Consider the following 25,055-nt stretch of genomic DNA (forward strand, 5'->3'; position numbering starts at 1 on the left):
CCGGTCCACATCATGGACAGGAATTGGCTCACTGACCGCGTATATAGAAATGGCCATTTGGATCTCGCAATTTCGGCGCTCCAAATCGCGGATGCATCCCGGCAAAGTAGTGTGCGGCTCGGACCCGAAGACACGCGGCGCAAAGCGGATCTGGAGGAGCTCGATGCGCAGATCTTAGACCCAGGGCGCTACGCGGGCGCCCGGTACCAACTGGTCGAAGACTGTGTTCGCGCAGCCATACTCGCACGCGGGCTGGACAGGCCGCGCGTTGAGATAGAGGGTCGCTTCGCCATGGCCGAGCGCATTGCACGCGAGCTGGCGATTCCCAGTCAACTATTGCGCGTCGCCTATCAGCGCGCTTGGACGGCTCATTGGTGGTATGAGGATTTCACCGAGTTTCTGACCCACTACGCCACAGTCGAGCAGCATGCAAAAAATTCCGCTGAAGCGGAAGATCAAGAGCGCCTGCTCAACCTGAACCAACTGCTCATAACACTTGAGCGTAGAAAGGTCGTACCGGCTGATCGAGCCCACGCCGGCGACCGCCGTCAGGCGCTCGTTGCCCACCTGAAGACACTAGAGGCCGATGAGGCTCGGCCCAACAATGCCTTGTTCGCACGGATGCTCAGGGTTTTCGCGAGTCTGACCGATGCGGTGTACGAAGGTCGCCAACAGAGTCTCTCAGCGACCTGGGAAGATCTGAAGGAGATCGCTGAGGCATCAAGGCAGTTGGGCCAGTTTCCTTTTGAATCGCTGTCCGGGATGATCCGCGAGATGAGTGAGTTGTTCGACACCCCTGAGTTCGACAGCCTCTATGAACTAGTCGTGGCTGAGCAGAGAAAGCGTGTAAGCGATGGCGAGGCTGGTGAGTCATTCTGGTCACGCGGGCGGCAGAAAATGCGAAACGAAAAGCCTTACGAAGCAATCCGGTGGCTGGGGCGAGCCGAAGAACTGTTCGCCAAGGACGAGTATTTACGCCAACTCATCCTCACACTTCTGGATTGCAGCTACGCCTACGAAAGCGCTGGGCTGCTGTGGGCCGCGCGCAATAAGCTCGTCGTAGCCATCGAGCGCACCTTCCGCATGTTCCGGACGGAAGGAAAAATCCCCGGCATCGCTCATCGATGCTTGAGACGCCTGATTTGGATAGAAATGCAGCTGGGACGGATTCCCCAGACGCTGCAAGCTATCACCTGGAGCCTTTTTTGCGAGGGACTGCTTGCATCGAACGAGCACCGAGAAGCACAGTCTGAGCAGGAGGCAATGAGGCTGCAGGCCGTGCTAGGCATTCACTTCTTGAATGTCCCTTTCTCTCGGATTTCGGCGCTTGAGCAGTTGCCAGACGCCCTCGCGCGACTGGATCTCGGAATACCGCGTTTGGCCGTTCTGTATGCGCTGGGTCATGAAAAACGTGTCAACGAGGAGGCCTTTGCAGAGTCGCCCAAGAGCTCAAAGGCCATGCTGGAGTTCTTTGAGCGTTGGCAGGACCAGCCCGCCCGCGACGATCTTCCAAGCGAGCCTTCGCTAAATGAGGGTCCACGCGCGCTTCTTCAATCTATCATCCTGGGTGCTGAATTCGTGATCGACTGCCCGAATGATGTCGCTTCGATTGGTGTCGCCGAGTCCTTGCTTGGCGCCATGGAAGCTTTCATGGCGACCAGCGATGAAAAGGACATCTTCCCTCACGCAGAGAGAACGGTCATCCGTGTGCGCAAAGCAAGGGAGCAGACCGCAGGGCCCTCGCTGGCCTGGTTGGACAACGTCCCTGGTGTCCAGGCTGAGATTGTGACGGGCGAGAGCATCGACTTCCAAGACAAGGAAGCGTTGACGCAGTTCACCGATTTTCTGTGCGAAGCCACGTTGGCCATTGCGGGGCGGCAGTTCATCATCCGTGACGTCGAAGCTTGGATGACGAAGGTCGCCGGTGAGGAGCGGGGTTTGGCGAGGGCCGCGATGCTTGGCAATCTGGTCGTAATTGGACAGAGCCTATTCGGTAGTGATGCCAAGGTCCGATTGTCAGACCTGATGGGCGTCAGCGACAAGCAATACGACTGCCTACGTGACCAGCACTGGCGGCCAAAAAGGCCTACCGCGAAGTGCGACACCCCTAGGGAGCCGATCAAACTTGGCGATGGCCCTCCGCCAGAAGCGCTAATGGACACATCGCAGCGCAAGCACACTCAGCGCAAGGTGATCTCACCCATCGATATACCGGTCTGGGACAAGGCCCGCTGGGGCGGTACATGCTACGGGTGGGACGACCGCCAGCCTCCATTCATGGGGCTGATGTTCAGAGACTTGGAAGCAGGCAAGAAGATCTTCAATGATTGGCACAATCGGTGGAACAGAGATGACGTTGAGGACGCTTTGCGCGTCACGATCGTCACCGGAATCTACAAGAGCAACCCCCACCACTACGGCGTAATCGTGGGACCCAACATTGATCACATTACGGCGGACTTCAGATCTGGTGACACCGTCAGCATGGTCTCGCGGATCAATCGGATGACGCCCGCAACATCGGAGAACCTAACGAATTTCCTGAAGGCGTTTAACAAGTTCAACGCCTTCTACCTGATGCCCGCGCAACTACCCACTAGCAACCAAAGCACACCGGAGATCGAATTCAGGCTTGCACTCTTAAAGCGCCATCTGCACATCCGACCGGCTTGGCAGATCGGCGAGAACGACCACGACATCATCGTTCTGGACGACGATGAGGATCCCTTCATTCCGGACGGTGTGGTTAACCCCCCAGTAATTAAGGCAATCGCCGCTCGGCGCGCACGAAGAAGCAACTCATAATCCCTGGCTCCGGCAGCTTACGTGCCAGGCGCTGATAGCAAGCATCGTGGCTGCGTAGGTTACTGACCGGCAGCTTTACAGCAACGAGATCAGGTCGTCGGATGTCTCTTAAGGGCCCTTAGCCGTCAGTCGGCCGTCTACCAAAGCTGTCCTTCTCGCAATTTAGCGTTGAACCATGAATGCGAAATTCGCGGCACCTCACTTCACCTATAAAGACTTCTTGTTGGTCTCACGCAGGTAGAGTAGGTCGGATTCCGAGCAAGGCATGTTCCGTCCCTGCGGCAATTTGATCCGCGAACGCACTGTGGATAACTGCTCGTGCGAGCGTGACCGCACCCACCAGCGCCGATAGGGCGGCACAAGCAGCCTCCATGTCTCGCGGCGCATTTGGTGAGTCTGGTCCATCTACGACTGCCTGTGCGACGTCGCGTAAAGCGTCTTCGAAAGTTGTGCGCGAGGCTTCGTCTGATCGAGACACCTCTGTCGGCATCGTCTGCAACGTGCAACTTTCTGACAAGTCGCAGGTTCGCTTGGCGCTGAGGTAGAAGCGCACAAATTCCGGCCACCAAGCGTGTCCGTGTTGTTCTTGGAAGTACAGCACCCCGCCCCTCAATTCAGCCATGCCCTGTGCGACCGATTCCCGGAATGCTTGGGCCTTTGAGTCGAAATGAACGTAGAAGGCGCCCGACGTCAGTCCTGCTTCTTTTGCAAGGCCGTCTACCCCTATCCCACCAAAGCCTGCCTTGCGAAAGCCGCGCCCCGCGCCCTGCAGGAGTTGCTGCCGCGTCTGCAACTTCTGTTCTGACCTTGACACGATTAGCTCCTTCGACATGTGAAGTTGATGATTGTAGTTGCCGAAACACGATCGTTATGCGATATTAAATAACGGTCGTTACTTGAAATGCCATGCCGATGCGCAGGGTATGGGTCGACGCCGTTCTATCTGTTTGGAGTACCTATGCCACTTACGCTCACCCTTACCGAGGGCGTTCTTCCCGAAGGTCTGGAAAAAGTCGCTTTCAGCCGCCTGTCCGATGCCATGCTCAAGTGGCACGGCCTGGCTGGAAATAAGGCGATGACACCGAATATCGTTGGCTCGATCCACGTCCTGCCGAGGGAGCATACGTATTCGGGATCACAGGAAGCCTCTGTGGCCTTCATTGAATGGAAGGTCCCGTCCTTCGCGTTTGCTAGCCGTGAGATTCAAGTCGGCTACATCGAAGAGGCCACGAACATCGTTTATGAACTGTCTGGCGCGCACCATCCGAAGGAGCGCATATGGGTCAATGTGGTACACGCGGTGGATGGGGCTTGGGGCATTGCCGGAATGGCCCTCAGCAATGCGCAACTTAGCGAGGGTGGTGTTCCAGCCTGATACATCTGGGGGCAGCAACAAGGTCCCCAGATTCGGGACGACCGCGTTGAGGCCTCCTCACAACTCAGTGAGACCAGTATGCAACTCTCGAACTATCTTTTCTTCACCACCAACTGTGACCAAGCCTTGGCTTTTTATGCGCAATGTGGCCTTGGCCATGTTGTCGAGGTTCTGCGCTACGGAGTAGACGGCATGCCGGTAAGAAACGAGGCTATGCGTGGGAAGGTCATGCATGCCAAGTTCCAAGGACCTGCTCTGCACTTTTATGCCTCGGACAATGACGACGCGGAACCGATGCGGGGTTCTGCACACTTATTGGCAATGGACGACCGCGACTCCACACGCGAACTCTTCAACGCGCTGAGTGCTGGCGGCACCATCACAACCCCCTTGGGCATCCAACCCTGGGGGGACTATTACGGCAAATTGACCGATCGATTTGGTGTTCAGTGGATGCTGAACTGCGCTGAGTGAGATCGCGCGCTGCGCTAGCGGAGCATGGCCGTTCCGGGCATGCTCTGCTTCGCGTAATCCGAAGGTCGTCGGCAGTCAAACAGGATTTTGAAGGGCGGCTATTAGGTTAATCGTTCGACCGGCTCCTTCTGGCCGTTCTCGGACATCGTATCAGGCAGTGTTCCAAAAGGATGCCGTCTCCGACGGTAGCTGGATCGAATCGGAATCAGTGGCCTAGTTTCAATCGGAGTTGGTGGCAGGTTTGGATCAGATCCGCTGGTTAAGCTGATCGGAATATGCAAGATCGGCCAGCCCTGCCACGCTGCTGATGCAACAGGGTGGGCCAGCAGGCCCGACTGAAATGACGGCGAAGACCGACCGTTTGGGTGGTGAAGGCCTCTCGCACTGGGGCTCATCTCAAGGCGAAACCTGGCCCAAGGGCCGGGGCTTTCATCCAAATCAACACCCACTGGCCACCACAAAATCCCCAAATGCGCGCACCTTGGCGGAGTGTCTGCGGTGGGGCGGGATCACCAGATGCAGTGGCAGGTCTTGCACGGTCCAGTCTGAGAGCAATGAGGTCAGCTCGCCGCTGGCAAGCTCTTGTTCGAACAGGAACATGGGGGCGTAACCCACGCCGTGCCCGGCCAGCACGGCGGCCCGCACCACTTCACTGGCGTTGGTCTGCAGGTTGCCAGCGGCCCGGATGGTGTGAACGCTGCCGGCTTCGGCATCGGCGCCCGGTCCGGCAATGAAGCTCCAGGCATTTCGGGTGGCCAGCTCGCTGTAGACGATGCAGTTGTGCTGCAGCAGGTCTTCTGGCCTGCGCGGCAACGTGCGCCCTTCAGGCAGCTTGCGCAGGTAGTCGCGGCTGGCGATCAGGCCGCGTCGCGTGGTGCCGATGCGCCTGGCGATCATGCTGCTGTCGGCCAGTTCGCCGATGCGAACGGCCATGTCGACACCCTCCTCGACCAGATCGATAAAGCCGTCGGCCAGCCGCAGGTCGATGCGCACGCCAGGGTGCAGCGCCAGAAAACGCTGCACCAGCGGGAACAGCTTGAGCCGGCCAAACGCACCGGATGCGGCGATCCTCAGCCAGCCCTGCAACTGCTGCTCTTCTGCACGAAGCTGGGCCTCGGCCTCGGCCACCTCAGACACCAGGCGCCGGGCCTGCTCGAAGTAACGATCCCCGGCCTCGGTGAGCGACAGCGAGCGCGTGGTGCGCGCGAGCAATTGCACGCCCAGCGCGCGCTCCAGCCCCGCAACCTGCTTGCTGATCGCGCTTTGGGAGGTGTTTGTTTCACGCGCGACAGCCGAAAAGCTGCCGGTTTCGACGACCCGAACAAAGGTCTGCATGGCCAGCAATTTGTCCATCGAATGGCCTATTTAAGTCCAGATAGGAATGAATTATAGGAATCGAATGGGTCTATTCGATCGGTTGGGATTGAATCAAAGTACGTCCATCGCAACACCCGCGGTACTCAGACCGGTTCTTTGATTTTCTCTTCAACCCATCACCAAAGCCTTGAGGAACACCCCATGACCCCCGAAACCACCCACCCCGTCGTCCTTGTCACCGGTGCCCTGACCGGCATCGGCCGTGCAACAGCGCTGGCATTTGCCCGCGAAGGCAGTCACCTGGCCATCAGCGGCCGCCGCGAGGCCGAAGGCCAGGCACTGGCAGCCGAGTTGCGCGCGTTGGGGGCACAGGCCGAGTTCTTTCGCGCCGATGTGCGTGACGAGGCCGAGGTCCGGGGCTTGGTCGAGCAGACCGTTCAGCGCTTCGGCCGGCTGGACATCGCCATCAACAATGCCGGCGTTGAAGGCGAGATGGGCCCGATCACGGAACAGGGCGTTGACAACTTCGCCCATACCTTCAACACCAATGTGCTGGGCACGCTGCTGTGCCTCAAACATGAACTGCGCACCATGCTCAAGCAAGGCAGCGGCAGCATCGTCAACCTGTCGTCCATTGCGGGGCAGGTGGGGGCTGCAGGCGCTTCGGTCTACGTGGCCAGCAAGCACGCGGTCGAAGGCCTGACCAAGACAGCGGCACTCGAAGTGGCGGCCACCGGTGTGCGGGTGAATGCCGTGGCGCCGGGCCCGGTCGCCACCGCCATGTTGGACCGCTTCGTGGGTGGCAGCGACGAGGCCAAAGCCGGCTTTCTGGCCTCGATGCCTGCCAAGCGCGCCGCCACGGTGGAAGAAATTGCTCAAACCATCGTCTTTGTGGCGGGTGACAAGGCCCGTTACCTGACCGGCCAGTCGATCGTGGTCGATGGTGGGTACACCGCCCAGTGAGCGCAACCCATTCCTGAATTCCAGCATTCCTATCCTCCCCGAAAGGCCCCCGCCATGAACACCCTCCAAGTTCCCACCCGTGACCAGGTCAGCCCCGCCAACCAGGCCATCTTCGACAAGCTGCAAAAGACGCTGGGCTTTGTGCCCAACCTGTACGCCACGTTCGCCTTGTCCGAGCACGCCCTGGGCAACTACCTGGCTTTCCAGAACGCCAAGAGCAGCATCACCGGCAAGGCACGTGAAGTGGTCAACCTCGTCGTGAGCCAGGTCAACGGCTGCAAGTACTGCCTGGCCGCGCACACCGCACTCGGTGGCATGGTCGGTTTCAGCCCCGAGCAGATCCTGGAGATCCGTCGCGGTGGTGCCTCATTCGACCCCAAGCTGGATGCCTTGGCCCAACTTGTCAAGCAGGTGGCGGTGGAGCGCGGCCACGCCGACCCGGCCTTGGTGGACGCCTTCTTTGCTGCAGGCTGGACCCAGGAGAACCTGGTCGACACGCTGGTCGTGATCGGCGACAAGGTGGTCAGCAACTACCTGCACTCGACCACACAGATTCCGGTGGACTTTCCCGCCGCACCGGCCCTCTGAGGCGGCCATGGCTGCAACGACTGCTCCGGCCCCCCGTCACCTGGCCCTGGGTCTTGCTGTGGGCTTGCTCGCCGCCAGCATCGGGGCGCTGTACACCGTCTTCGCCCGATGGGGCATCGCACAGGGCATGAGCTCTCCGGACCTGACCGTGCTTCGATTTGGCACGGCGGGCCTGGTCACACTGCCGGTGCTGGTCTGGACCCTGTGGCGCGATGTCGACGCGATGCTGGCACGCTGGCGGGTTTGGCTGCTGATCGCCATGCTGGCCGGAACGCCTTTCGGACTGCTGATGTTCGGCGCCTTGCAATGGGCGCCGTCCAGCCATGCGGCGATCTTTCCATTCGCTGCCATGAGTGTGATGGGCATGCTGCTCAGTGCCTGGGTGCTGGGCGATCCGCTCACCCGTCGGCGTCTGACGGGCATCACCATCGTGTTAGTGGGTCTGGTGGTGCTGTCAGGTGTGACCGCCACGGCCTTCACGGGCCTCACGCTGCTGGGCGATCTGATGTTCATCGCCGCCGGAACCCTCTGGGCCGGTTTTGGCATCGTCCTGCGCCGGCACCAGCTGAACCCCCTGCTGGCCACCGCCGTCATTTCGTTTTCAGCGCTGGTCACCTACGTGCCGGCCTACCTGCTGATGGGCGGCACGGCGCGACTGATGGCGACCGAGCCCCGCGTGCTGGTGGTTGAAGTACTGGTTCAAGGCCTGATTGCAGGCGCTGGAACGCTCTACAGCTACGCCAAGATGGTGTCCTTGCTGGGCGCCGCACGGGCCGCTGTGTTCCCTGCGCTGGCGCCCGGGCTGGCCGCCCTCATGGCCTGGCCCGTGCTCGGCCGCCTGCCCAGCCCAGCCGAAGGCCTGGGCCTTTTCATCGCCATGTTGGGGCTGCTGATCGCAGTCACACAGACCCGTTTCCCCACCCGTTCACAGGCAACACCATGACCACCTCACTGACCCAAGCCCTGGCCGACTACAAGACCGCCTTCATCGCTCGCGTGGATCCCGCGCGCGTCCAGATGATGGAGGCTGCCACCGATGAACTGCGCGCCACGGGCATCGAACGCTCGGCCCTGCAGGTGGGCGACCCGGCACCAGACCTCACACTGCCCGACGCCCTGGGAAAGCCGGTTCGCCTGTCAGATCTTTGGGCAAGCGGCCCACTCGTGCTGGTGTTCTACCGCGGTGGTTGGTGCCCGTACTGCAACCTGGAGCTGCGAGCCTGGCAGCAGCAGCTTGATGAATTGCGCCGCCGAGGTATTGGCCTGGTCACGATCTCGCCTCAGACGCCGGACAACTCGCTGTCCACCGCCGAGAAGAACGCCTTGGCCTTCCCGGTCCTGAGCGACTCTGCGCTGGCCGCCGCCCAGGCCTTCGGTGTGGCATTTGAGCTGCCGCCCGAGTTGGTGGACCTGTATGGCCGGGTTGGCAATGACCTGCCGACCCTCAATGGCAACGGCCAATGGGTGCTGCCTGTTCCGGCAAGCTATGTGGTTGGCAGGGATGGTCGAATCGCCTGGGCCCACATCGATTCAGACTACCGGCTGCGCGCCGATCCTTTGGATGTCTTGCAAGCAGTTGGGCAGATGGCTTAGCCGCCAGGCTGGCGCACCGCAGCAAAGGCTTCCGAGCGGGCCGGCCCAGGCCGAGGCCGAGGCGATGGCCAGACCCAGGGAGCCGGCAGGGCCTGAATTCGAGAGGGCTCCAACAAGGATCAGGCAAGCACGCGATTCGCCATTAACATGGCGGCCACCAGGCGCTGAAACGAGAGCGCTCAGAACGCTCTATTGATTGCGAGGACATCATGGTTTTCCCAAGTCTGAAGATCGGCTCGCGCCTGGCGCTGGGCTTTGGCGTCATGGTCTTGCTCATGCTGGGCATCGCGTACACCGGCATCCATTCCATCAGTGGCTCGAAGGACGCGATCAGGTCCATCACACAAGACCGTTACCCGCAAATCGTTCGAGCGACCGAACTGCAGGTGACCATCAACGAGCAGGCCCGCATTCTGCGCAACCTGATCATCTCGGCCAAAGACCCGGAGAAGTCGACAGAGTGGCAGCGCCAGATCGACGAAAAGGCAAAGCGCGGGGGCGAGATCATTGCCCGCCTCAAGGCCGACATGACCCACCCCAAGGCCTTGGAGCTGTTGAATGACCTGATCGTCAAACGAGAGGCTTACGCCAAAGCCCGGGCTGACCTGATGTCGTTCCTGGCCATCGGCAAGGTTGAGGAGGCCGGTGTTTACATTTTTGACGACTTCCAGAAGCCGCAAGATGATTACTTTGCAGCGGTGGCGGCTTTCACGGCCTACCAGGAAGCGCTGATGAAGGAAGACGGTCAACGCGCCGATGACGCTGCTGATCTGGCAATGAAGCTGGCCATCGCGATCTCGGTCGCCGGGGTGTTGGTGGCCGTGGCTGCGGCCTATGTGGTGGCCAAGTCGATTGTGTTGCCACTGAACCGCGCGGTGAAAATTTCCGAGAGCGTCGCCTCGGGAGACCTGACGGCCGATATTCAAGCCCATGGCCAGGACGAGACGGCGGTACTGCTGCGTGCCCTGCAAAGCATGCAGGCCGGCCTGGCCAAAGTGGTCTCGAATGTCCGAGCCAACTCCGAGCGGGTTTCCACCGCAGCCGCCGAGATCGCCCAGGGCAACAACGACCTGTCCATGCGCACCGAGCAACAGGCCAGCTCGCTGGAGCAGACCGCCTCCAGCATGGAAGAACTCAGCGCCACGGTCAAACAAAATGCCGACGCGGCCAGCCAGGCCAACCAGCTGGCCCAGAGTGCGTCCGCCATCGCATCCCAGGGGGGGCAGGTGGTCTCTGACGTGGTCGAAACCATGCGAGGCATCAACGACGCCAGCCGAAAGATCAGCGAGATCATCGGCGTGATCGACGCCATTGCTTTCCAGACCAACATCCTGGCGCTGAACGCGGCCGTCGAAGCGGCCCGGGCCGGGGAACAGGGGCGCGGCTTTGCCGTGGTGGCCAGCGAAGTCCGCTCGCTCGCCGGGCGCAGTGCAGAGGCCGCCAAGGAAATCAAGACCCTGATCAACGCGAACGTCGAACGGGTTGAGCGGGGCACCGACCTGGTCGACAAGGCGGGCGGCACCATGGCCGAAGTGGTCAACAGCATCCGCCGGGTGACCGACATCATTGGCGAAATCAACGCCGCCAGCGCCGAGCAGGCCGCAGGGGTGACCGAGGTGGGCGTGGCGGTCGAAGACATGGACAAGGTGACACAACAGAACGCCGCGCTGGTCGAACAGATGGCCTCGGCCGCAGACGGCCTGAAGTCGCAAGCCCTGGACCTGGTGCAGGCCGTGGCTTCGTTCAAGCTCAATGACTTGCCAGGCCAAGCGTCCCGCCGCGCACCGATGCCCCCACCGGTGCGCATGGTGGCCGCAGCGCCCACGCTGGGCCAGGTGCACCACCTGCCCAAAAAGGCGGCAGCACCCGTGGCACTGCCCAAACCCGCGGGCAACAGCAAAAACACCGCAGCGGGTGGGGCCGACGATCAATGGGAAGCCTTTTGATCGCCTTCGGCGAGGGCCAGCCACCGCACCTCCATCGCATACCCACCTCAGCGCATCTGAAGCTGTGAAGGCTTGGGCGCTTCGGGCGCGCACCTGAAATCGTCGGCCCCAAACTGATCAGCCGGGCGGGCTGTCATGGCGGCCAGCCTCTGCAGGTCATCGGTGGCGGGCTTGGGATGGAGGTATGCGCTCATTCCAATGATCCGCGCCGCGCCGTTTTGGGTCGGTGGACAGGACGCCGGCAGGTTCGCAGGCACGCAGGCACGCAGGTGGTCAACCAGCAGGTCACCTGCACGTGATTGACGTGGCGCCTGTCGATGAGCGCCATGAAGACATTGACAGCCAGCAGAGTGATCATCTGTCAACGTCGAATCAAGCTCGCGGCCAACTTGGTCGCTGGGTAACTTGACGCTCTCAAGCCTGGAGATGGCGGCTCGCGACATCCAGGCCTTGAGTCTCCGCGACCAACCATGCCTTGAAGAGCTTGAGCGTGGGAGACTCTGCCTTGTGCTCCGGGTAGGCCAGGTAGTAGGCCCGATCACTGGGGCAGGCATGCTGGATGGGGATGATCAAGCGTCCTGAGGCGATGTCGCTGCCGAGGTCGTATTCCGGCACCAAAGCGACGCCGAGCCCCACGACCGCGGCCTCCAAAGACATGAAGAACAGCTCATAGCTGGGGCCCGCGAGCTCGTTGCCAGGCAGGTACCCCACAGACTCGAACCACTGGCGCCAGGCATAAGGGCGCGTGCTTTGTTGCAGCAGCGGGAATTGGGCCAACTCCTGTGGCGAAAGCGCGCGCCGCGGCGCAATCAGCTCAGGGCTGCAGACCGGGATCAGCGCTTCCTGCATCAGGCAGGTGGTGTTGGCACCGGGCCAGTTGCCATCCCCGGCATAGATGGCAGCATCGATGCGGGTCTCGTCAAACAAGAATGGACGCGTTCGACTGCTCAGGTTGATGGTGATGTCGGGATGCCTCTTCGAAAAATCGGGCAGGCGAGGGATCAACCAACGGGTCCCGAAGGTCGGTACCACCGCCAGATCCAGACGCCCTCCTCGCCCTTGTCGGGCCATGAGATCCAGCGTGTCGCGCTCGACATCGTCCAGACGCTGGGTCACCTGGCGGTGATAGACCTCGCCCGCTTCGGTCAGCAGCACCCCTCGGCGGGTGCGACGGAACAGCTTCACGCCCAGAAACTCTTCCAAGCCCCCGATCTGCCGGCAGATGGCGCTTTGGGTCAAGGCCAATTCGTTGGCGGCCTCGGTGAAGCTGGAGTGGCGGGCGGCGGCTTCGAAAGCGCTCAGAGAACTGGTGCTGGGGATTTTTCTTCGCATCCCGCCATTGTCTTTCGGAGTGCAATAAACGCAAGACATAGTGAGAAGAAATCGTTTGAATGCCCATTTCTTACTGGATAAAGTCCGCCCGACTGATTTAACAAATGAGTTGATTGCAGATCTAAGGGTTTTCCTCAGGCTGCTGAGCCAGGCAGGTGTTCGAAGAGCTTGCCGGCTGTGACGTTTTTTTCTTCGCCTCTGAAAGTCGACCATGAAGCTTTTGTCGTTCCAACACCAGGGTGTGGCCTCTTGGGGGGCCGTGATCGGCGACCGAGTCGCCGACCTGGGTCGCGCCCATCCGCAATACCCGACCCTGCAGTCCTATCTGAGCGCGGGCCGCCTGCCACAACTCGCCCAGGACAGCGCCTGGGTCAAGGCCGACATTGCGTTGGGTGACATCACCTACCTGCCCGTGATCACCCAACCCGAGAAAATCATCTGCGCCATCCGCAACTACCACGACCACCACAAGGAAGTGGTGGCCGCCGGTCTGGATCGCGAGCTCTCCGACCACCCCCCGATCTTTCTGCGCACCTGGCGTTCGCAGGCCGCTCATGGCCAGGCCATCCTGCGCCCGCATTGCTCGAATTCGCTGGACTGGGAAGGAGAACTGGCCGTGGTGATCGGACGCAGCGGCCGCAACATCCCCGAAGCCCAAGCCCATGAGTACGTGGCCGGCTACTCGATCTACAACGACGCCAGCATCCGCGAATGGCAGTTTCACGCCAAGGCCATCGCAGCCGGCAAGAACTTCGAATCCACCGGCGCATTCGGCCCCTGGATGGTCACCGCCGACGAGATCGATCCGGCCCGCCCACTCGAACTGAGCACCCGACTCAATGGCGAGCGGATGCAGCACACGAACACCGGGAACATGATCTTCTCGGTGGCGCAACAAATCGCCTACGCCTCCACCATCTTCACCCTGGTTCCCGGCGACGTGATCGTCACCGGCACGCCAGGTGGGGTGGGCTGGAGCAGCAAGCCCCCGCGCTTCATGGTGCCCGGCGATGTGGTCGAAGTCGAGATCGAAGGCATCGGGGTGTTGCGCAACCCCGTGGCACAGGCCGCGCAATAAGGCCCTGGCCCGATCACAAGGAGACAAAGATGACATTGACGCGCAGACGCGCAGGCTTGGCCCTGGGTGCGGCCTGCCTGATGCCCGCCGTGAGCGGCTGGGCTCAGGCCTCCCGTTACCCCGATCGGCCGTTGAGGCTGTTGCACGGCTTTGGCGCCGGCGGCAACGCCGATGCGGTGGCTCGCATCCTGGCCACCGAGTTGGGCAAAGGCCTGGGGCAAGCTGTGGTGGTCGAGCCCAAACCGGGCGCTGGCGGCACGATTGCCGCCGGCACCGTGGCCGCAGCACGCCCCGACGGCTACACCCTGCTGCTGGTCACCGGCGGGCACGCGATCGCAGGTGCCCTGTATGACCGCCTGCCCTACGACACGCTGAAATCATTCCAGGCCGTGTCGGCCCTGACCACCTTCCCCTTTCTGGTCGTGGCCCAGGCCGGTAGCCGGTACACGGGCTTGCAGGATGCCCTCAAGGCAGCGCGGTCTCGAGGTAACGAATTGACCTATGGCTCGGCCGGCGTAGGTACCGGTCAGCACATGGCCGGCGCCCTGCTGGCCCAACAGGCCGGGGTTCAGATGGTTCATGTGCCCTACCGCGGCGAAAGCGCCGCCATGACCGGCTTGCTGGGGGGTGAGATTGACCTGGTTCTGGTGGCCCCGACCGCAGCCGTGCAGCACATCCGATCCGGCAAGCTACAGGCACTGGCCACCACGGGGCCCTCTCGCTGGCCAGGCATGCCTGAGGTCCGCACCGTGGCCGAACAGGGCGTTCCTCAGTTCGATGTCCGCTCCTGGACGGGTTTGCTCGCGCCAGCCGGCCTGCCAAAACCCCTGTTGGAGCGCTTGCAACACGAGGTGCGCAAGGCCCTGGCCGACGAAGCGGTGCGCGCACGGCTCGAAGAGATCACGGGCGGCGAGGTCCGTGCCAGCAGCCCTGCCGAGCTGCAGGCCACGATGCAAAGCGATCTCAAGCGTTGGACCCAGTTGGTCAAAGACGCCCACATTCAAAAGGAGTAATCATGAAAGTCTCGCGCCCGACCCCCGCTCACTTCGGCATCTATGTCTACGATGTCGACCGCATGGTGGACTTCTACACCCGGGTCTTTCGCCTCACCATCACCGACGAAGGCCTCGGCAAGAACTTTGGCAATCGCCTGGTCTTCATGAGTGCAACCGAAGACCAACACCACCAGTTTGTCTTGTCTGGGGGCCGCTCGGCCGAGTCGCCGGTCAGCACGATCATGCAGGCCTCGTTCATCGTGCCCGACCTGGCCGAACTGAGATGGAACCGCGAACAGGCAGCGGCGCTGGGAGCCACCCAGATTCAGCCCATGAACCACGGCAACGCCTGGTCGGTTTATTACTTTGATCCTGAAGGCAACCGGGTCGAGGTCTACATGGACACGCCCTATTACGTCAACCAGCCGTACGGCACCCCCCTGGACCTGGCGAAGACCGAGGAGGAACTGCTGGCCGAAACCTTGGCCATGGTTCGTGAAGACCCCAGCTTCATGCCCCTGGCCGAATGGCAGGAGCGCTTCCGCCAGAAGGGCAACGGAGCGCGCTCATGAAACCCAACTACATCGGCGGGCAATGGCGCGAAGGGGTTCGCGCCGTGCCCAACATCAACCCCTCGGATGTGCGCGACGTCATCGGTGAATTCGCCCAGGCCGATGCAGCACAAGCCCGAGAGGCCGTGGCGGCGGCCCATGCGGCCGCCCCAGCCTGGGCCCAATCCACTCCCCAACAACGCTTTGACGTGCTGGACCGGGTGGGCCATGAGTTGCTGGCCCGCGCCCAGGAACTGGGCGATCTGCTGGCCCGGGAGGAAGGCAAGACCCTTCCCGAGGCCATTGGCGAGGTGACCCGTGCAGGCCAGATCTTCAAATATTTTGCGGGCGAGGCCCTGCGCTTGCGAGGGGATGTGCTGCCTTCGGTGCGCCCAGGCATCACCGTGGAAGTCACCCGCGAGCCACTGGGCGTGGTGAGCCTGATCACCCCCTGGAATTTCCCGATCGCCATACCGGCCTGGAAGATGGCACCCGCCTTGGCCTACGGCAACTGCGTGGTGTTCAAGCCGGCCGAACTGGTGCCCGGCAGCGCCTGGGCCCTGGCCGAAATCCTGTCGCGCAGCGGATTGCCCGATGGCGTATTCAACCTGGTCATGGGCCGAGGGGCCGAGGTCGGAGCCGTGCTGACCGAAGACCCCCGGGTGGCCGGCGTCAGTTTCACGGGATCGCAAGCCACAGGTCGCCGCCTGGCGCAATCCTGCGCGGCACACGGCATCAAGTTCCAGCTCGAAATGGGTGGCAAGAACCCCCTGATCGTGCTGGACGACGCGGACCTGCCGGTCGCCGTGAACTGTGCCGTGCAAGGGGCCTACTACTCGACAGGCCAGCGCTGCACGGCCACCAGCCGGCTGATCGTCACGGACGGCATCCATGACCGCTTTGTCGCGGCCCTCATGGAACGTCTCGGCCAGTTGAAGGTGGGCGACGCCCGCAGCCCGGGCGTGGACATTGGTCCTGTGGTGGACGAACGCCAGCTGGCGGTTGACCTGGGCTATATCGCGTCCGCCAAAAATGAAGGCGCCACGCTGGCGTTTGGCGGAGCGCCTGTGGCCCACGACGAGCAGGGCCGACCGGGGTTCTTTCTGACGCCTGCGCTGTTCACCGACACCCACCCCGAGATGAAGATCAACCGCGAAGAGGTCTTCGGCCCGGTGGCCACGGTGCTGCGGGCAGCAGACCTGGATCAGGCCCTCGCGCTGGCCAACGACACGCCCTTCGGGCTCTCCAGCGGCCTCTGCACCACGAGCCTGCGCCATGCCAGTCACTTCAAACGCCACGCCCAGGCGGGCATGGTGATGGTCAACACCCCCACCGCGGGCGCGGACTACCACGTGCCCTTCGGCGGGCGCAAGGCCTCCAGCATGGGGGCTCGCGAGCAAGGCAGCTATGCCAGCGAGTTCTACACCACGGTCAAGACGGCCTACACCGCCGCCTGAACCCACCCACGACATGATTCATACAGCCCATCAAGCCATGATGCACGCCCAAGAGCAGGCCTTTTTGGCGGCCCGCACCTACGCCCGATTCCTGGACCGCCCGGTCCCGCTCGACTTGCTGCGCCAGGTCAGCGAGCTGGCCCAATGGGGGCCGACCTCCATGAACACCCAGCCCGCGCGCTACGTCTTTGTCTGCAGCCCGGAGGGCAAGGCACGCCTGCGAAAGTGCCTGGCACCGGGCAATGTCGACAAGGTCGATTCGGCCCCCGTGACGGTGATCGTCGCCCAGGACTTGCGCTTCTACGAGCACCTGCCGACGCAATTCCCCCACGCCCCACAGGCAGCGCAGAGCTTTGCCACGGACCCGGCGCTGAGCCAGAGCACGGCCCTGCGCAACAGCAGCCTGCAAGGGGCCTACCTGATCATGGCCGCGCGCCTGCTGGGTCTGGACTGCGGGCCCATGAGCGGCTTCAACAGCGCCGCGCTGGACGAGGCGTTTTTCCCGGACAGCGCCTGCCGCAGCAACTTCCTCATCAACCTGGGGTATGGCGACAGCGAGTCCTTGCGCCCCCGCGGCCCTCGGCTGCAGTTCGAAACCGTTTCAACCATTCTGTAAGAGGGATCCCATGCCATTCATTGAAGTCAAGATGCTCGAAGGTGTTCTGCCCGAACACAAGGTGGCCGAATTGATGGAAGCCCTCACCGACGCGGTCGTCCGCGTCGGCGGAGAAGGATTCAGACCCATGACCCGCTGTGTCGTGCAAGAGGTGCGCAGCGGGTGGTGGGCCGCCGCCGGCAAGCCCCTGAGTACCGGCATGGCCTTGCAAAGTTTGCAGGCCACGGCCCCGGCATCGACGCCAACGCCAACACCGACGCGCGGCTCATCCTGAACCCGCCCTGAGCCTGGCCCGCCAGGCTGCGGCGGTGCTCATCTGAGCACAGGCCCGCATTGGATTCCCCTCCCCAACGATCAAGCGGGTGTCTGCACCGGCTGGGGACGTTGCGCGCCTTTCATTCACAACAGGAGACAAAAACATGAACTCATCCAACGGCCTCGTCACAGCCCTGGCGCTCGGTCTGGCCGGCACACTGCCATTGCAGGCAGAGGCCCAGGCACAGACCGCACCGGCGTCAGGTGTCCAGCTTTACGGTCTCATCGATGCCGCCGTGGGCAGCGTCACCAATGCGTCGGGTGTCAATGCACTCGACAAGCCCATCAACAAGCAGTTCAGCGGCGGCTTGTCGACCAGCCATTGGGGATTGCGCGGCCAGGAAGATCTGGGCGATGGGCGCCAGGCCATCTTCGAGCTGTCCTCATTCATCCGCAACGAATCAGGGGCGGCCGGTCGCAGCGATGCCCTGCCGGCCCCCGTCAATGTGGCAGCAGACCCCTTCTTCTCTCGTGCCGCCTGGGTGGGTTTGAGCGACACCACCCTGGGACGGGTGCGGATCGGCAATGTCACCACACTGCTGTTCACCAACTCGGTCACCAGCAATGCACTGGGCGACAGCACCACGTTCTCACCGATCAACCTGCTGACCTTCATCGGATCACCCCTGTCTGGCGGCACGGCCTGGGCCAACTCCGTGGTGTACGACAGCCCGGTGCGCGCCGGGCTGTCGGGGTCCGTCGCCTATGCCGCCTCGCAGAATCTGGGCGGGCCCAACAGTGCCGTGCGGCTGGCCTATGGGCAAGGTGCCTTCAACTCGTCCATAGCATGGCAAAGCGTCAATCGCAATCCGGTGACGTTTGCCGACGGCACCTCGTCCAACAACACCCGCGCCTGGCAATGGGCCGCCAGTTATGACTTCAGCCCTCTCAAGGTGTTCGGACACCTGGGGCAGATTCAGAATCTGGGCACGGCCGCCGCGCCTCAAGCGGTGCAGTACCGGGTGTGGGACCTGAGTGCCAGCCTGCCCATCGGGGCCGGGCGCTGGATCGCAGGCTATGGCTCACGCACGACGGGCAACACGCCGACGGCGGTGGCGGCCACCGCAGCGGGCGGCAATGTGTCGCGCAAGGTGCTGACCCTGGGCTACGACCACTACCTGTCACCCCGCACCGAGGTCTACGTGCTGGCCTCGCAGGATCAGACGCAAACCCGGCAACAAGTTGCCACGGTCGGCGCCACAGGCCACAGCTTTGCGCTGGGCATCCGGCACCGCTTCTGATCGCGCCCGGCGCGCCCCGCAGACCACCCTTCGAGCCCCCAAAAGGTCGTGCCGTGGGTGGCTGCGTCACCGCTCAAACCCACTCCCCCACTCTCCCAATCCCACATTGCCCTTCATGAACTCATCCCCTCTCCGTCGCAGGCGGCTTGTCCAGGCGGCAGCGCTCGCCCTCCTCTTTGGAAAGACTGCGGCCCACGCCCAGGGTGAGCGCAACATCCGAAAGCTCTTCGTCGGCTTTCCGCCAGGGGGCACCGCCGACAGCCTGGCCCGCGCGCTGGCCAGCCAATCTCAGGATCCCCAAGTGGCGTATGTCATCGAGAACAAGTCAGGGGCTGCGGGCCAGCTTGCGGTGCAGGCCACCGTGCAGGCCTTGGCCGACGGCAGCAACCTGCTGTTGACGCCGTCATCTGTGTTGACGTTGGCGCCTCTGCTCTACAAGACGCCGCTCTTCAATGCACAGCGCGACCTGGTCCCAGTGGCCTGCCTGGGCGAGCATTGTTTTGCCTTGGCCGTGAATGGATCTTCCGGGATCAACAGCTTGCAGAGCTTCCTTCAGTGGGCTCGAACGCACCCGGCACAGGCCACCTACGCGACCCCTGGCCCGGGAAGCGCGCCCCACTTCCTCGGTGTGCAAATGGGTCATGAGCTCGGAGTCACCCTCACCCATGTCCCCTATCGAGGCGTCGCGCCGGGCCTGCAGGACCTGATGGCAGGCCAGGTGGCATGCACCTTCAACCCGCTGCCGACCCTGCTGGACCTTCATCGCAGCGGGCGTATCCGCATTCTGGCGGTCACCAGCCCCCGGCGACTGGCGACGCTGCCCGACACCCCCACCTTCGCTGAATCAGGGCTCGCGGCCCTGCAACTGATCGAGTGGTACGGCCTGTTCGCGCCTGCGCGAACGCCTGCAGCCCTGGTCGGCCAGTTGGGTCTTGATGTGCGCAACACGCTGCGGACCGTCGCCATGCAGGATGCCGCGAAACGCGTGGAGATCAATCTCCGCTATGAGGATGCTGGCACGTTGAGCAAGATGGTCTTGCAAGATCAGGAGCGGTGGAAATCGCTGGTGGCGGCCAGTGGCATTCAACTGGACTGAAAGATGTGACGCCAGACGGGCGCTCCCATCGGGCATTTCCGGTCCAGCGCCCATGGACTGCACGATTCAGGCTGGCGCCTCGGCATGGCCAGTTGGAAGAACAAGCCTGGCCCTGCCCTTGGCACTGATCAGCGGGTAAAACGCTGCCGCTGGCAGCACGGCAGTCAAGGCAAGCAAGGTGGGCCCAGGAAGCCCCTGCGTTGACCAGGCTCGCCCTGTCGAAAGAGACCCTTCAATGACGCAGGCGGCGAAGTCATTCGCTCACGGATCTCGTCAAGCCAGCCCGAACGTTTTCCGCAGCCCCTTCTCCACCGGGCCCGCGGGCATGAAGCGGCGCAGCTTGGCCAGAAGAGCCGCTTCGCCTCGGGGCGTGTGGCGCATTTTCCAGGGCCCCAGTGCCGCCTTGACGATCGTGGCGGCCACCCCGTCGGGCAAGGGCGCCTTTTGCACGTTGTTCTGGATCGCCTTGGCAACAATGCCAAGCTCCTGGCTGTAGGCGGCGATCCTGATCGCCGCCTGGGGGGCGTTCAGGTCCAGGTTGGTTTTGGTGAACGAGGGCTCAACCAGCGAAACGCGAACGCCGAATTGGCGGACCTCGTGATCCAGCGTTTCAGCCAGGCCTTCGACCGCGTGTTTGGACGCCGAATAAAGCGCCATGTAAGGCGCGGGCAAAAAGCCCAGCACCGAGCTGACATTGACGATGCGCCCCGATTGCTGCTGCCGCATGTGCGGCAGCACGGCCTGGATGACCCGAAGCAGGCCAAAGAGGTTGGTATCGAACAAGGTCTGGGCTTCTTTGATGGAGGTTTCTTCCGCAGCACCCAACAAGGTGACACCGGCACTGTTGACCAGCACATCGATGCGTCCGGCCTGCGCCAGGATGGACTGGACACCCCGCTCGACGGCCCCGTCGTCCCGGAGGTCCATCTCGACCAGCGTGACCTTGGGGATGGCTTGCGCTTTCGCGGTGTTGCGCACAGTGCCAAACACCCGACAACCCTGCTCGGCAAACCGGATGGCAGCGGCGCGCCCGATGCCCGACGACACGCCGGTCACAACAACAACTCTGGATTCAGACATGGTGGTTCCTAGGTGGGGGGGTGTTCAGCCGCGAAGGCCGTGCTTCAGGTCGGTGGCCCGAATCCTGAACCAGATGGAATACATGGCAGGCAGAAAGACGAGGGTCAGGACTGTGCCGGCCAAGGTGCCGCCGATCAGGGTGTAGGCCAGGGTTCCCCAGAACACGGAATGGGTCAGCGGAATGAAAGCCAGGATGGCGGCCAAGGCGGTCAGGATCACGGGACGAGCCCGTTGCACGGTGGCTTCCACCACCGCTCGGAATGGATCGAGCCCGGCCTGTTCGTTCTCACGGATCTGCCCGATCAGGATCAAGGTGTTGCGCATCAGGATCCCCGACAGCGCAATCAAGCCGACCAGCGCATTGATGCCGAAAGGTTGCTGGAACAGCAGCAAGGTGGGAACCACCCCGATCAAGCCCAGTGGGCTGGTCAGGAAGACCATGACCATGCCCGAGATCGAGCGCACCTGCAGGATGATGATCAGCAGCGTGGCGGCCAGCATGATGGGGAAGATCGGCAGCATGGCCACCGTGGCCTTGCCAGACTCTTCGATGGAGCCGGCCTCCACGAGGCGGTAGCCCCTGGGCAGCTTGTCCATGATGGGCTGGAGCTGCCGGGTCATGGCTGTTGACACGTCCGGCGGCTGCAAGCCGTCGGCGATGTCGCCACGCACGGTGAGGGTTGGCATGCGGTCACGGCGCCGCAGGATGGGGTCTTCCATGCGCACCTCGACCTGGCCCACCTGCGACAAGGGGATGCGCTGCCCCGCCCCCCCGACCAGCGACAGCGCAGCGATCTTCGCGGGGTTGAGACGGACATCGCCAGCGGCACGCCCGATCACCTGCACCGAGCGGATGTCCTCACGCACTTCCGTCAGCGGAGCGCCGCTGAGCAGGAACTGCAACTGCTGGGCCACAGCGCTGGCGCTCAGCCCAAGGGCATGGAGCCGGTCCGGGTCCAGTGTGAAATGCAGGGTGGGCACACGCGGACCCCAGTCGGTGTTGACCGTGCGCATCATCGGGCTGGCGCGCATCACAGCCTCGACTTGGGCCGCGATCTCGCGCAGTTGGTCCGGGTCCGGGCCCACCACGCGGTAGGCCACCGGGAAGGGTGACGGGGGGCCGAACACGATCTGGGTGACGCGAACCTGGGCCTCGGGGGCCAGCCCGTCGGCCACCGCCTGACGCAGCCTGAACTTGAGGGCCTCGCGCTCCTTGTCGTTGCCGGTCAGCACCACGGTCTTGGCAAACGACGGGTCGGGCAGCTCAGGGGACATCGCCAGAAAAAAGCGCGGCGCGCCCTGGCCGATGTAAGAGGTCACGATCCGGGCCTCTGGCTGCTTGGCCAGCCAGTCTTCGACCTTGGCCGTGGCAGCGCTGGTCTGTGCGATCGAGGTGCCATAAGGCATCTGCACCTCAACCAGCACCTCCGGGCGGTCGGAAGTCGGAAAGAACTGCTTTTTGACCACCGCCATGCCCAGCACCGCCATGACGAACAGTGTCACCACCGTGGCCGCAACAAGCCACTTGCGCGCGATGACCCGGCCAAGCACCTGGCGGAACCGGTTGTAACGCGGGGTGTTGTAGATGGCCTCGTGCCCGCCTTCGACCTTGGGCAGTTCAGGCAGAAGCTTGACACCCAGGTAGGGCGTGAAGGCCACGGCCACCACCCAGGAGGCCATCAACGCGAAGCCCACAATCCAGAACATGTTGCCGGTGTACTCGCCCGCGGTGGAGCGCGCGAAGCCATTGGGCATGAAGCCGACGGCCGTCACCAGGGTGCCCGACAGCATCGGGGCCGCGGTGTGGCTCCAGGCATAGGCCGATGCCTCGATGCGGCCATAGCCCTCCTCCATCTTCACCACCATCATCTCGATGGCGATGATGGCGTCGTCCACCAGCAGGCCCAGCGCCAGGATCAACGAGCCCAGCGTGATGCGGTCAAAGTTCTTGCCCGTGGCCGCCATGATGACGAACACCGCAGCCAATGTCAGCGGCACGGCCGCCGCCACCACGATGCCGACGTGCCAACCCATGCTGACGAAGCAGACCGCCATCACGACCAGCAAGGCCACGAAGAACTTGACCATGAATTCATCGACCGCCGAGCTGATGTTCACGGCCTGGTCGGTCACCTTGGTCAGGCTCATGCCAAGTGGGAGCGCGCCGTTGATGCGGGTGACTTCGGCCTCCAGGGCCTTTCCCAACTCAAGCCCGTTCCAGTCGTCGCGCATCACCACGCCGAGCAGCAGAGCCGGTTCACCGCCGTTGCGGATCAGAAAGGTAGAGGGGTCTTCATACCCACGCTCGACACTCGCCACGTCCGACAACTTGAGTGTCCGCCCCTGCGCCACGATGGGCGTCTGGCGGATCTTCTCCAAGGTGTCGAACGCGCCGTCGACGCGAAGCATGACCTGCGGCCCCCGGGTTTCGATGGATCCGGCCGGGGTGAGCAGGTTTTGGCTGTTGAGCGCGGCAAAGAGGTCTTGCGGGGCCACGCCCAGGGTTGCCAGGCGATCATGTGAGAAGGACACAAAAATGCGCTCAGGCTGCTCGCCGATGATGTTGACCTTCTTGACACCAGCCACGTGCAGCAACTGCTGGCGCAGCGCTTCCGCGTCGCGCACCAGCCGCCTTTGAGGCTCGCCCTGGGCCTTGAGGGCCAAGAGGGCAAAGGTCACATCCGCGTACTCGTCGTTGACCATCGGGCCGATGACGCCCGCGGGCAGCTTGCGGGCCTCGTCGCCAATCTTCTTCCTGGCCTGGTAGAACTCCTCCTGCACCGCTGAAGGCGGTGTGCTGTCAAGCAGCGACACCATGGTGAAGGCCAGGCCCGGGCGGGTGTAGGTCTCCGTGCGGTCGTACCAGCGCAATTCCTGCATGCGCTTTTCCAGCGGCTCGGCGACCTGATCCTGCATCTCTTGCGCCGTGGCGCCCGGCCATGCCGTGACGATCGTCATCTGCTTGATCGTGAAGGGCGGATCTTCCGCGCGGCCCAGTTTGAAGAACGCGAGAATGCCCGCCACTGAAATCAAGACGATCAGGAACAGGGTGATGGAACGCTCGCGCACGGCGAGCGCTGACAGGTTGAATCGGCCTTCGCTCACGGACGCGCTCCTTGGGCCGACGCGGAGGTCACGCCCTCCATGGATCTGACCACCTGGTCTTCTCGCAGCAGGTGCGCGCCCAGCGCCACAATTCGGTCGCCTGGCTTGATCTGGCCTGCGACCTCGGCGCCCTCGTCATCGAGGCGCTCGACAGACACGCCCTGCCAGCGCACCCTGGCCGGCTCGCCACGAAGCACCCAGACCCCTGGACCGTGGCCCGCGTCATAGAGCGATGCCATTGGCACCCTGAAGCGGGCCCTTGTCGCAACGGTCTGGTCGTGGAGGCGAATCACCACCGTCGAGCCCAGGGGGGCCTGGGCCAAATCTCCTTCAAGCACATAGCGGGCCTCGAAGGTGCGGGTCAGGCGATCGGCTGAGTTGGAAAGCTGCCGCAACCTGGCAGGCACGGTGGCGCCCTCCCTGCCGAACAGGCTGGCCTGTGCCAGGGATCCGAGGGTAGGACGCAGGGTCTCAGGCATTTGAATGAGGGCTTCGCGCTGCCCCGCACGGGCCAGGCGGACCACGGCTTGTCCCGCTGCCACCACCTGACCAGGTTCGGCGAGCGTTTCAACCACCACGCCGTCGCCGTCGGCCACCAGTTCGGCGTAACGGCTCGCGTTCAGAACCACACCGGCCTGGGCCTCGGCTGCGCTGAACTGGGCTTGGGCGGCGTCGGCCGCCGCCCTCACCTGATCGTAGGCGGATGCCGAGATGGCGCCGGTACCGCGCAGGTCGCGGTAGCGCGCTTCTTCGTCGGCAGCCTGCCGCGCGCGGGCCCGTGCCGCCACGACGGTCTCCTCTTGGGCGCGGACGGCCAGCTTCAGGTCGATGGCGTCAAGGCGCATCAGCACCTGGCCCCGTTTGACCCGCTGACCGGCATCCACCAGGCGCTCCAGCACCTTGCCCGAAACCCGAAAGCCCAGGTCGCTTTGCACCCGGGCCGCTACCGTGCCCGTGAACGCCCTGGACGCAGCGCTGGCCTCCTGAACCACGGCCACCCGCACCAAGGGCACACCGGTGCGGGCGTCAGGAACAGCCTTTTCGCCGCAGGCGACCAGCGCCAGCGGCAAGGCACAGATGAGAAACGGGGTAGCAAGGCGAAGCCGAGGCATGAAAGTCCCTTGAGCA

General features: G+C 63.1%; 22 protein-coding genes. 16 read left to right on the plus strand and 6 right to left on the minus strand.

Annotation, left to right across the window (positions count from 1 at the left end; translation table 11 throughout):
* Positions 1–57: 57 nt before the first annotated feature.
* Positions 58–2,805 (plus strand): hypothetical protein, encoded by a 2,748-nt coding sequence (locus AC07VS_RS28290; RefSeq protein WP_494752627.1) that lies wholly within the window; start codon positions 58–60, stop codon positions 2,803–2,805.
* Between the two features lie 229 nt (positions 2,806–3,034).
* Here the strand turns inward: AC07VS_RS28290 and AC07VS_RS28295 are convergent, their stop codons facing one another.
* Positions 3,035–3,637, minus strand: coding sequence for a TetR/AcrR family transcriptional regulator (locus tag AC07VS_RS28295; protein WP_494752628.1), 603 nt, complete (start codon positions 3,635–3,637; stop codon positions 3,035–3,037).
* Between the two features lie 126 nt (positions 3,638–3,763).
* Between AC07VS_RS28295 and AC07VS_RS28300 the strand changes: the two genes are divergently transcribed.
* Positions 3,764–4,180 (plus strand): 4-oxalocrotonate tautomerase, encoded by a 417-nt coding sequence (locus tag AC07VS_RS28300; protein ID WP_494659151.1) that lies wholly within the window; start codon positions 3,764–3,766, stop codon positions 4,178–4,180.
* 78 nt (positions 4,181–4,258) lie between these two features.
* A complete protein-coding gene (locus AC07VS_RS28305; protein WP_494659150.1) occupies positions 4,259–4,654 on the plus strand; it encodes a VOC family protein in 396 nt (131 codons plus the stop codon).
* 438 nt (positions 4,655–5,092) lie between these two features.
* On the opposite strand, the gene AC07VS_RS28310 is transcribed toward AC07VS_RS28305, so the two are convergent.
* Positions 5,093–6,007 carry a LysR family transcriptional regulator gene (locus AC07VS_RS28310; protein ID WP_494752629.1) on the minus strand — a complete coding sequence of 305 codons (915 nt, stop codon included), beginning with the start codon at positions 6,005–6,007 and terminating at the stop codon, positions 5,093–5,095.
* A 165-nt stretch (positions 6,008–6,172) separates the two neighbouring features.
* Between AC07VS_RS28310 and AC07VS_RS28315 the strand changes: the two genes are divergently transcribed.
* The 5 genes from AC07VS_RS28315 to AC07VS_RS28335 all read left to right on the plus strand — a co-directional run bounded on the left by AC07VS_RS28315 (position 6,173) and on the right by AC07VS_RS28335 (position 11,061).
* A complete protein-coding gene (locus tag AC07VS_RS28315) occupies positions 6,173–6,934 on the plus strand; it encodes an SDR family NAD(P)-dependent oxidoreductase (RefSeq protein ID WP_492346124.1) in 762 nt (253 codons plus the stop codon).
* A gap of 54 nt (positions 6,935–6,988) precedes the next feature.
* Positions 6,989–7,522 (plus strand): carboxymuconolactone decarboxylase family protein, encoded by a 534-nt coding sequence (locus AC07VS_RS28320; RefSeq protein WP_494752630.1) that lies wholly within the window; start codon positions 6,989–6,991, stop codon positions 7,520–7,522.
* Positions 7,523–7,529: 7 nt separating this feature from the next.
* A complete protein-coding gene (locus AC07VS_RS28325; protein WP_494752631.1) occupies positions 7,530–8,465 on the plus strand; it encodes a DMT family transporter in 936 nt (311 codons plus the stop codon).
* Positions 8,462–9,115, plus strand: coding sequence for a peroxiredoxin-like family protein (locus tag AC07VS_RS28330; protein WP_494752632.1), 654 nt, complete (start codon positions 8,462–8,464; stop codon positions 9,113–9,115). The genes AC07VS_RS28325 and AC07VS_RS28330 overlap by 4 nt, the downstream gene beginning before the upstream one ends.
* Positions 9,116–9,324: 209 nt before the next feature.
* Positions 9,325–11,061 carry a methyl-accepting chemotaxis protein gene (locus AC07VS_RS28335; RefSeq protein WP_494752633.1) on the plus strand — a complete coding sequence of 579 codons (1,737 nt, stop codon included), beginning with the start codon at positions 9,325–9,327 and terminating at the stop codon, positions 11,059–11,061.
* Between the two features lie 414 nt (positions 11,062–11,475).
* Here the strand turns inward: AC07VS_RS28335 and gcvA are convergent, their stop codons facing one another.
* A complete protein-coding gene (gcvA, locus tag AC07VS_RS28340) occupies positions 11,476–12,393 on the minus strand; it encodes a transcriptional regulator GcvA (RefSeq protein WP_492346130.1) in 918 nt (305 codons plus the stop codon).
* 211 nt (positions 12,394–12,604) lie between these two features.
* Here gcvA and AC07VS_RS28345 point away from each other — a divergent pair, with 211 nt between their 5' ends.
* The 8 genes from AC07VS_RS28345 (at position 12,605) to AC07VS_RS28380 (ending at position 19,742) form a co-directional block, all read left to right on the plus strand.
* Complete coding sequence (locus tag AC07VS_RS28345) at positions 12,605–13,471, plus strand: fumarylacetoacetate hydrolase family protein (RefSeq protein ID WP_494752634.1); 867 nt, start codon at positions 12,605–12,607, stop codon at positions 13,469–13,471.
* 29 nt (positions 13,472–13,500) lie between these two features.
* The gene (locus AC07VS_RS28350; RefSeq protein ID WP_494752635.1) at positions 13,501–14,484 is read left to right on the plus strand and encodes a Bug family tripartite tricarboxylate transporter substrate binding protein; all 984 of its coding nucleotides are present in this window, start codon (positions 13,501–13,503) and stop codon (positions 14,482–14,484) included.
* 2 nt (positions 14,485–14,486) lie between these two features.
* On the plus strand, positions 14,487–15,038 hold the full coding sequence (locus AC07VS_RS28355) for a VOC family protein (protein WP_492346133.1): 552 nt from the start codon (positions 14,487–14,489) through the stop codon (positions 15,036–15,038).
* The gene (locus AC07VS_RS28360) at positions 15,035–16,474 is read left to right on the plus strand and encodes an aldehyde dehydrogenase family protein (RefSeq protein ID WP_494752636.1); all 1,440 of its coding nucleotides are present in this window, start codon (positions 15,035–15,037) and stop codon (positions 16,472–16,474) included. The genes AC07VS_RS28355 and AC07VS_RS28360 overlap by 4 nt, the downstream gene beginning before the upstream one ends.
* A 37-nt stretch (positions 16,475–16,511) precedes the next feature.
* On the plus strand, positions 16,512–17,090 hold the full coding sequence (locus tag AC07VS_RS28365; RefSeq protein ID WP_494752637.1) for a malonic semialdehyde reductase: 579 nt from the start codon (positions 16,512–16,514) through the stop codon (positions 17,088–17,090).
* A 10-nt stretch (positions 17,091–17,100) separates the two neighbouring features.
* Positions 17,101–17,364, plus strand: coding sequence for a tautomerase family protein (locus AC07VS_RS28370; RefSeq protein WP_492346136.1), 264 nt, complete (start codon positions 17,101–17,103; stop codon positions 17,362–17,364).
* Between the two features lie 145 nt (positions 17,365–17,509).
* Positions 17,510–18,646 carry a porin gene (locus AC07VS_RS28375; RefSeq protein WP_494752638.1) on the plus strand — a complete coding sequence of 379 codons (1,137 nt, stop codon included), beginning with the start codon at positions 17,510–17,512 and terminating at the stop codon, positions 18,644–18,646.
* Between the two features lie 115 nt (positions 18,647–18,761).
* Positions 18,762–19,742 carry a tripartite tricarboxylate transporter substrate-binding protein gene (locus tag AC07VS_RS28380; protein WP_494752639.1) on the plus strand — a complete coding sequence of 327 codons (981 nt, stop codon included), beginning with the start codon at positions 18,762–18,764 and terminating at the stop codon, positions 19,740–19,742.
* A 273-nt stretch (positions 19,743–20,015) separates the two neighbouring features.
* Here AC07VS_RS28380 and AC07VS_RS28385 read toward each other — a convergent pair whose 3' ends face one another.
* From AC07VS_RS28385 to AC07VS_RS28395, 3 genes are read right to left on the minus strand one after another with little or no spacing between them, the layout of a single operon-like run.
* Positions 20,016–20,822, minus strand: a complete 807-nt coding sequence (locus AC07VS_RS28385) for an oxidoreductase (RefSeq protein ID WP_494752640.1) — start codon at positions 20,820–20,822, stop codon at positions 20,016–20,018.
* A gap of 24 nt (positions 20,823–20,846) precedes the next feature.
* Positions 20,847–23,927: an efflux RND transporter permease subunit gene (locus AC07VS_RS28390; protein ID WP_494658330.1), complete on the minus strand. Its 3,081-nt coding sequence runs from the start codon at positions 23,925–23,927 to the stop codon at positions 20,847–20,849.
* Positions 23,924–25,039 carry an efflux RND transporter periplasmic adaptor subunit gene (locus tag AC07VS_RS28395; protein WP_494752641.1) on the minus strand — a complete coding sequence of 372 codons (1,116 nt, stop codon included), beginning with the start codon at positions 25,037–25,039 and terminating at the stop codon, positions 23,924–23,926. Before AC07VS_RS28395 ends, AC07VS_RS28390 begins: the two co-directional genes overlap by 4 nt.
* Positions 25,040–25,055 lie beyond the last annotated feature (16 nt).

The organism is Curvibacter sp. GW821-FHT01G03 (assembly GCF_059422285.1).

Bases quoted from the DNA above. Each gene is read 5' to 3' on its own strand.
- AC07VS_RS28295 (WP_494752628.1), bottom strand. From the start codon at position 3,637: ATGTCGAAGGAGCTAATCGTGTCAAGGTCAGAACAGAAGTTGCAGACG.
- AC07VS_RS28385 (WP_494752640.1), bottom strand. From the start codon at position 20,822: ATGTCTGAATCCAGAGTTGTTGTTGTGACCGGCGTGTCGTCGGGCATC.
- AC07VS_RS28355 (WP_492346133.1), top strand. From the start codon at position 14,487: ATGAAAGTCTCGCGCCCGACCCCCGCTCACTTCGGCATCTATGTCTAC.
- AC07VS_RS28315 (WP_492346124.1), top strand. From the start codon at position 6,173: ATGACCCCCGAAACCACCCACCCCGTCGTCCTTGTCACCGGTGCCCTG.
- AC07VS_RS28335 (WP_494752633.1), top strand. From the start codon at position 9,325: ATGGTTTTCCCAAGTCTGAAGATCGGCTCGCGCCTGGCGCTGGGCTTT.
- AC07VS_RS28350 (WP_494752635.1), top strand. From the start codon at position 13,501: ATGACATTGACGCGCAGACGCGCAGGCTTGGCCCTGGGTGCGGCCTGC.
- AC07VS_RS28300 (WP_494659151.1), top strand. From the start codon at position 3,764: ATGCCACTTACGCTCACCCTTACCGAGGGCGTTCTTCCCGAAGGTCTG.
- AC07VS_RS28370 (WP_492346136.1), top strand. From the start codon at position 17,101: ATGCCATTCATTGAAGTCAAGATGCTCGAAGGTGTTCTGCCCGAACAC.
- gcvA (WP_492346130.1), bottom strand. From the start codon at position 12,393: ATGCGAAGAAAAATCCCCAGCACCAGTTCTCTGAGCGCTTTCGAAGCC.
- AC07VS_RS28330 (WP_494752632.1), top strand. From the start codon at position 8,462: ATGACCACCTCACTGACCCAAGCCCTGGCCGACTACAAGACCGCCTTC.
- AC07VS_RS28365 (WP_494752637.1), top strand. From the start codon at position 16,512: ATGATGCACGCCCAAGAGCAGGCCTTTTTGGCGGCCCGCACCTACGCC.
- AC07VS_RS28375 (WP_494752638.1), top strand. From the start codon at position 17,510: ATGAACTCATCCAACGGCCTCGTCACAGCCCTGGCGCTCGGTCTGGCC.
- AC07VS_RS28325 (WP_494752631.1), top strand. From the start codon at position 7,530: ATGGCTGCAACGACTGCTCCGGCCCCCCGTCACCTGGCCCTGGGTCTT.
- AC07VS_RS28360 (WP_494752636.1), top strand. From the start codon at position 15,035: ATGAAACCCAACTACATCGGCGGGCAATGGCGCGAAGGGGTTCGCGCC.
- AC07VS_RS28345 (WP_494752634.1), top strand. From the start codon at position 12,605: ATGAAGCTTTTGTCGTTCCAACACCAGGGTGTGGCCTCTTGGGGGGCC.
- AC07VS_RS28380 (WP_494752639.1), top strand. From the start codon at position 18,762: ATGAACTCATCCCCTCTCCGTCGCAGGCGGCTTGTCCAGGCGGCAGCG.
- AC07VS_RS28320 (WP_494752630.1), top strand. From the start codon at position 6,989: ATGAACACCCTCCAAGTTCCCACCCGTGACCAGGTCAGCCCCGCCAAC.
- AC07VS_RS28305 (WP_494659150.1), top strand. From the start codon at position 4,259: ATGCAACTCTCGAACTATCTTTTCTTCACCACCAACTGTGACCAAGCC.
- AC07VS_RS28395 (WP_494752641.1), bottom strand. From the start codon at position 25,039: ATGCCTCGGCTTCGCCTTGCTACCCCGTTTCTCATCTGTGCCTTGCCG.
- AC07VS_RS28310 (WP_494752629.1), bottom strand. From the start codon at position 6,007: ATGGACAAATTGCTGGCCATGCAGACCTTTGTTCGGGTCGTCGAAACC.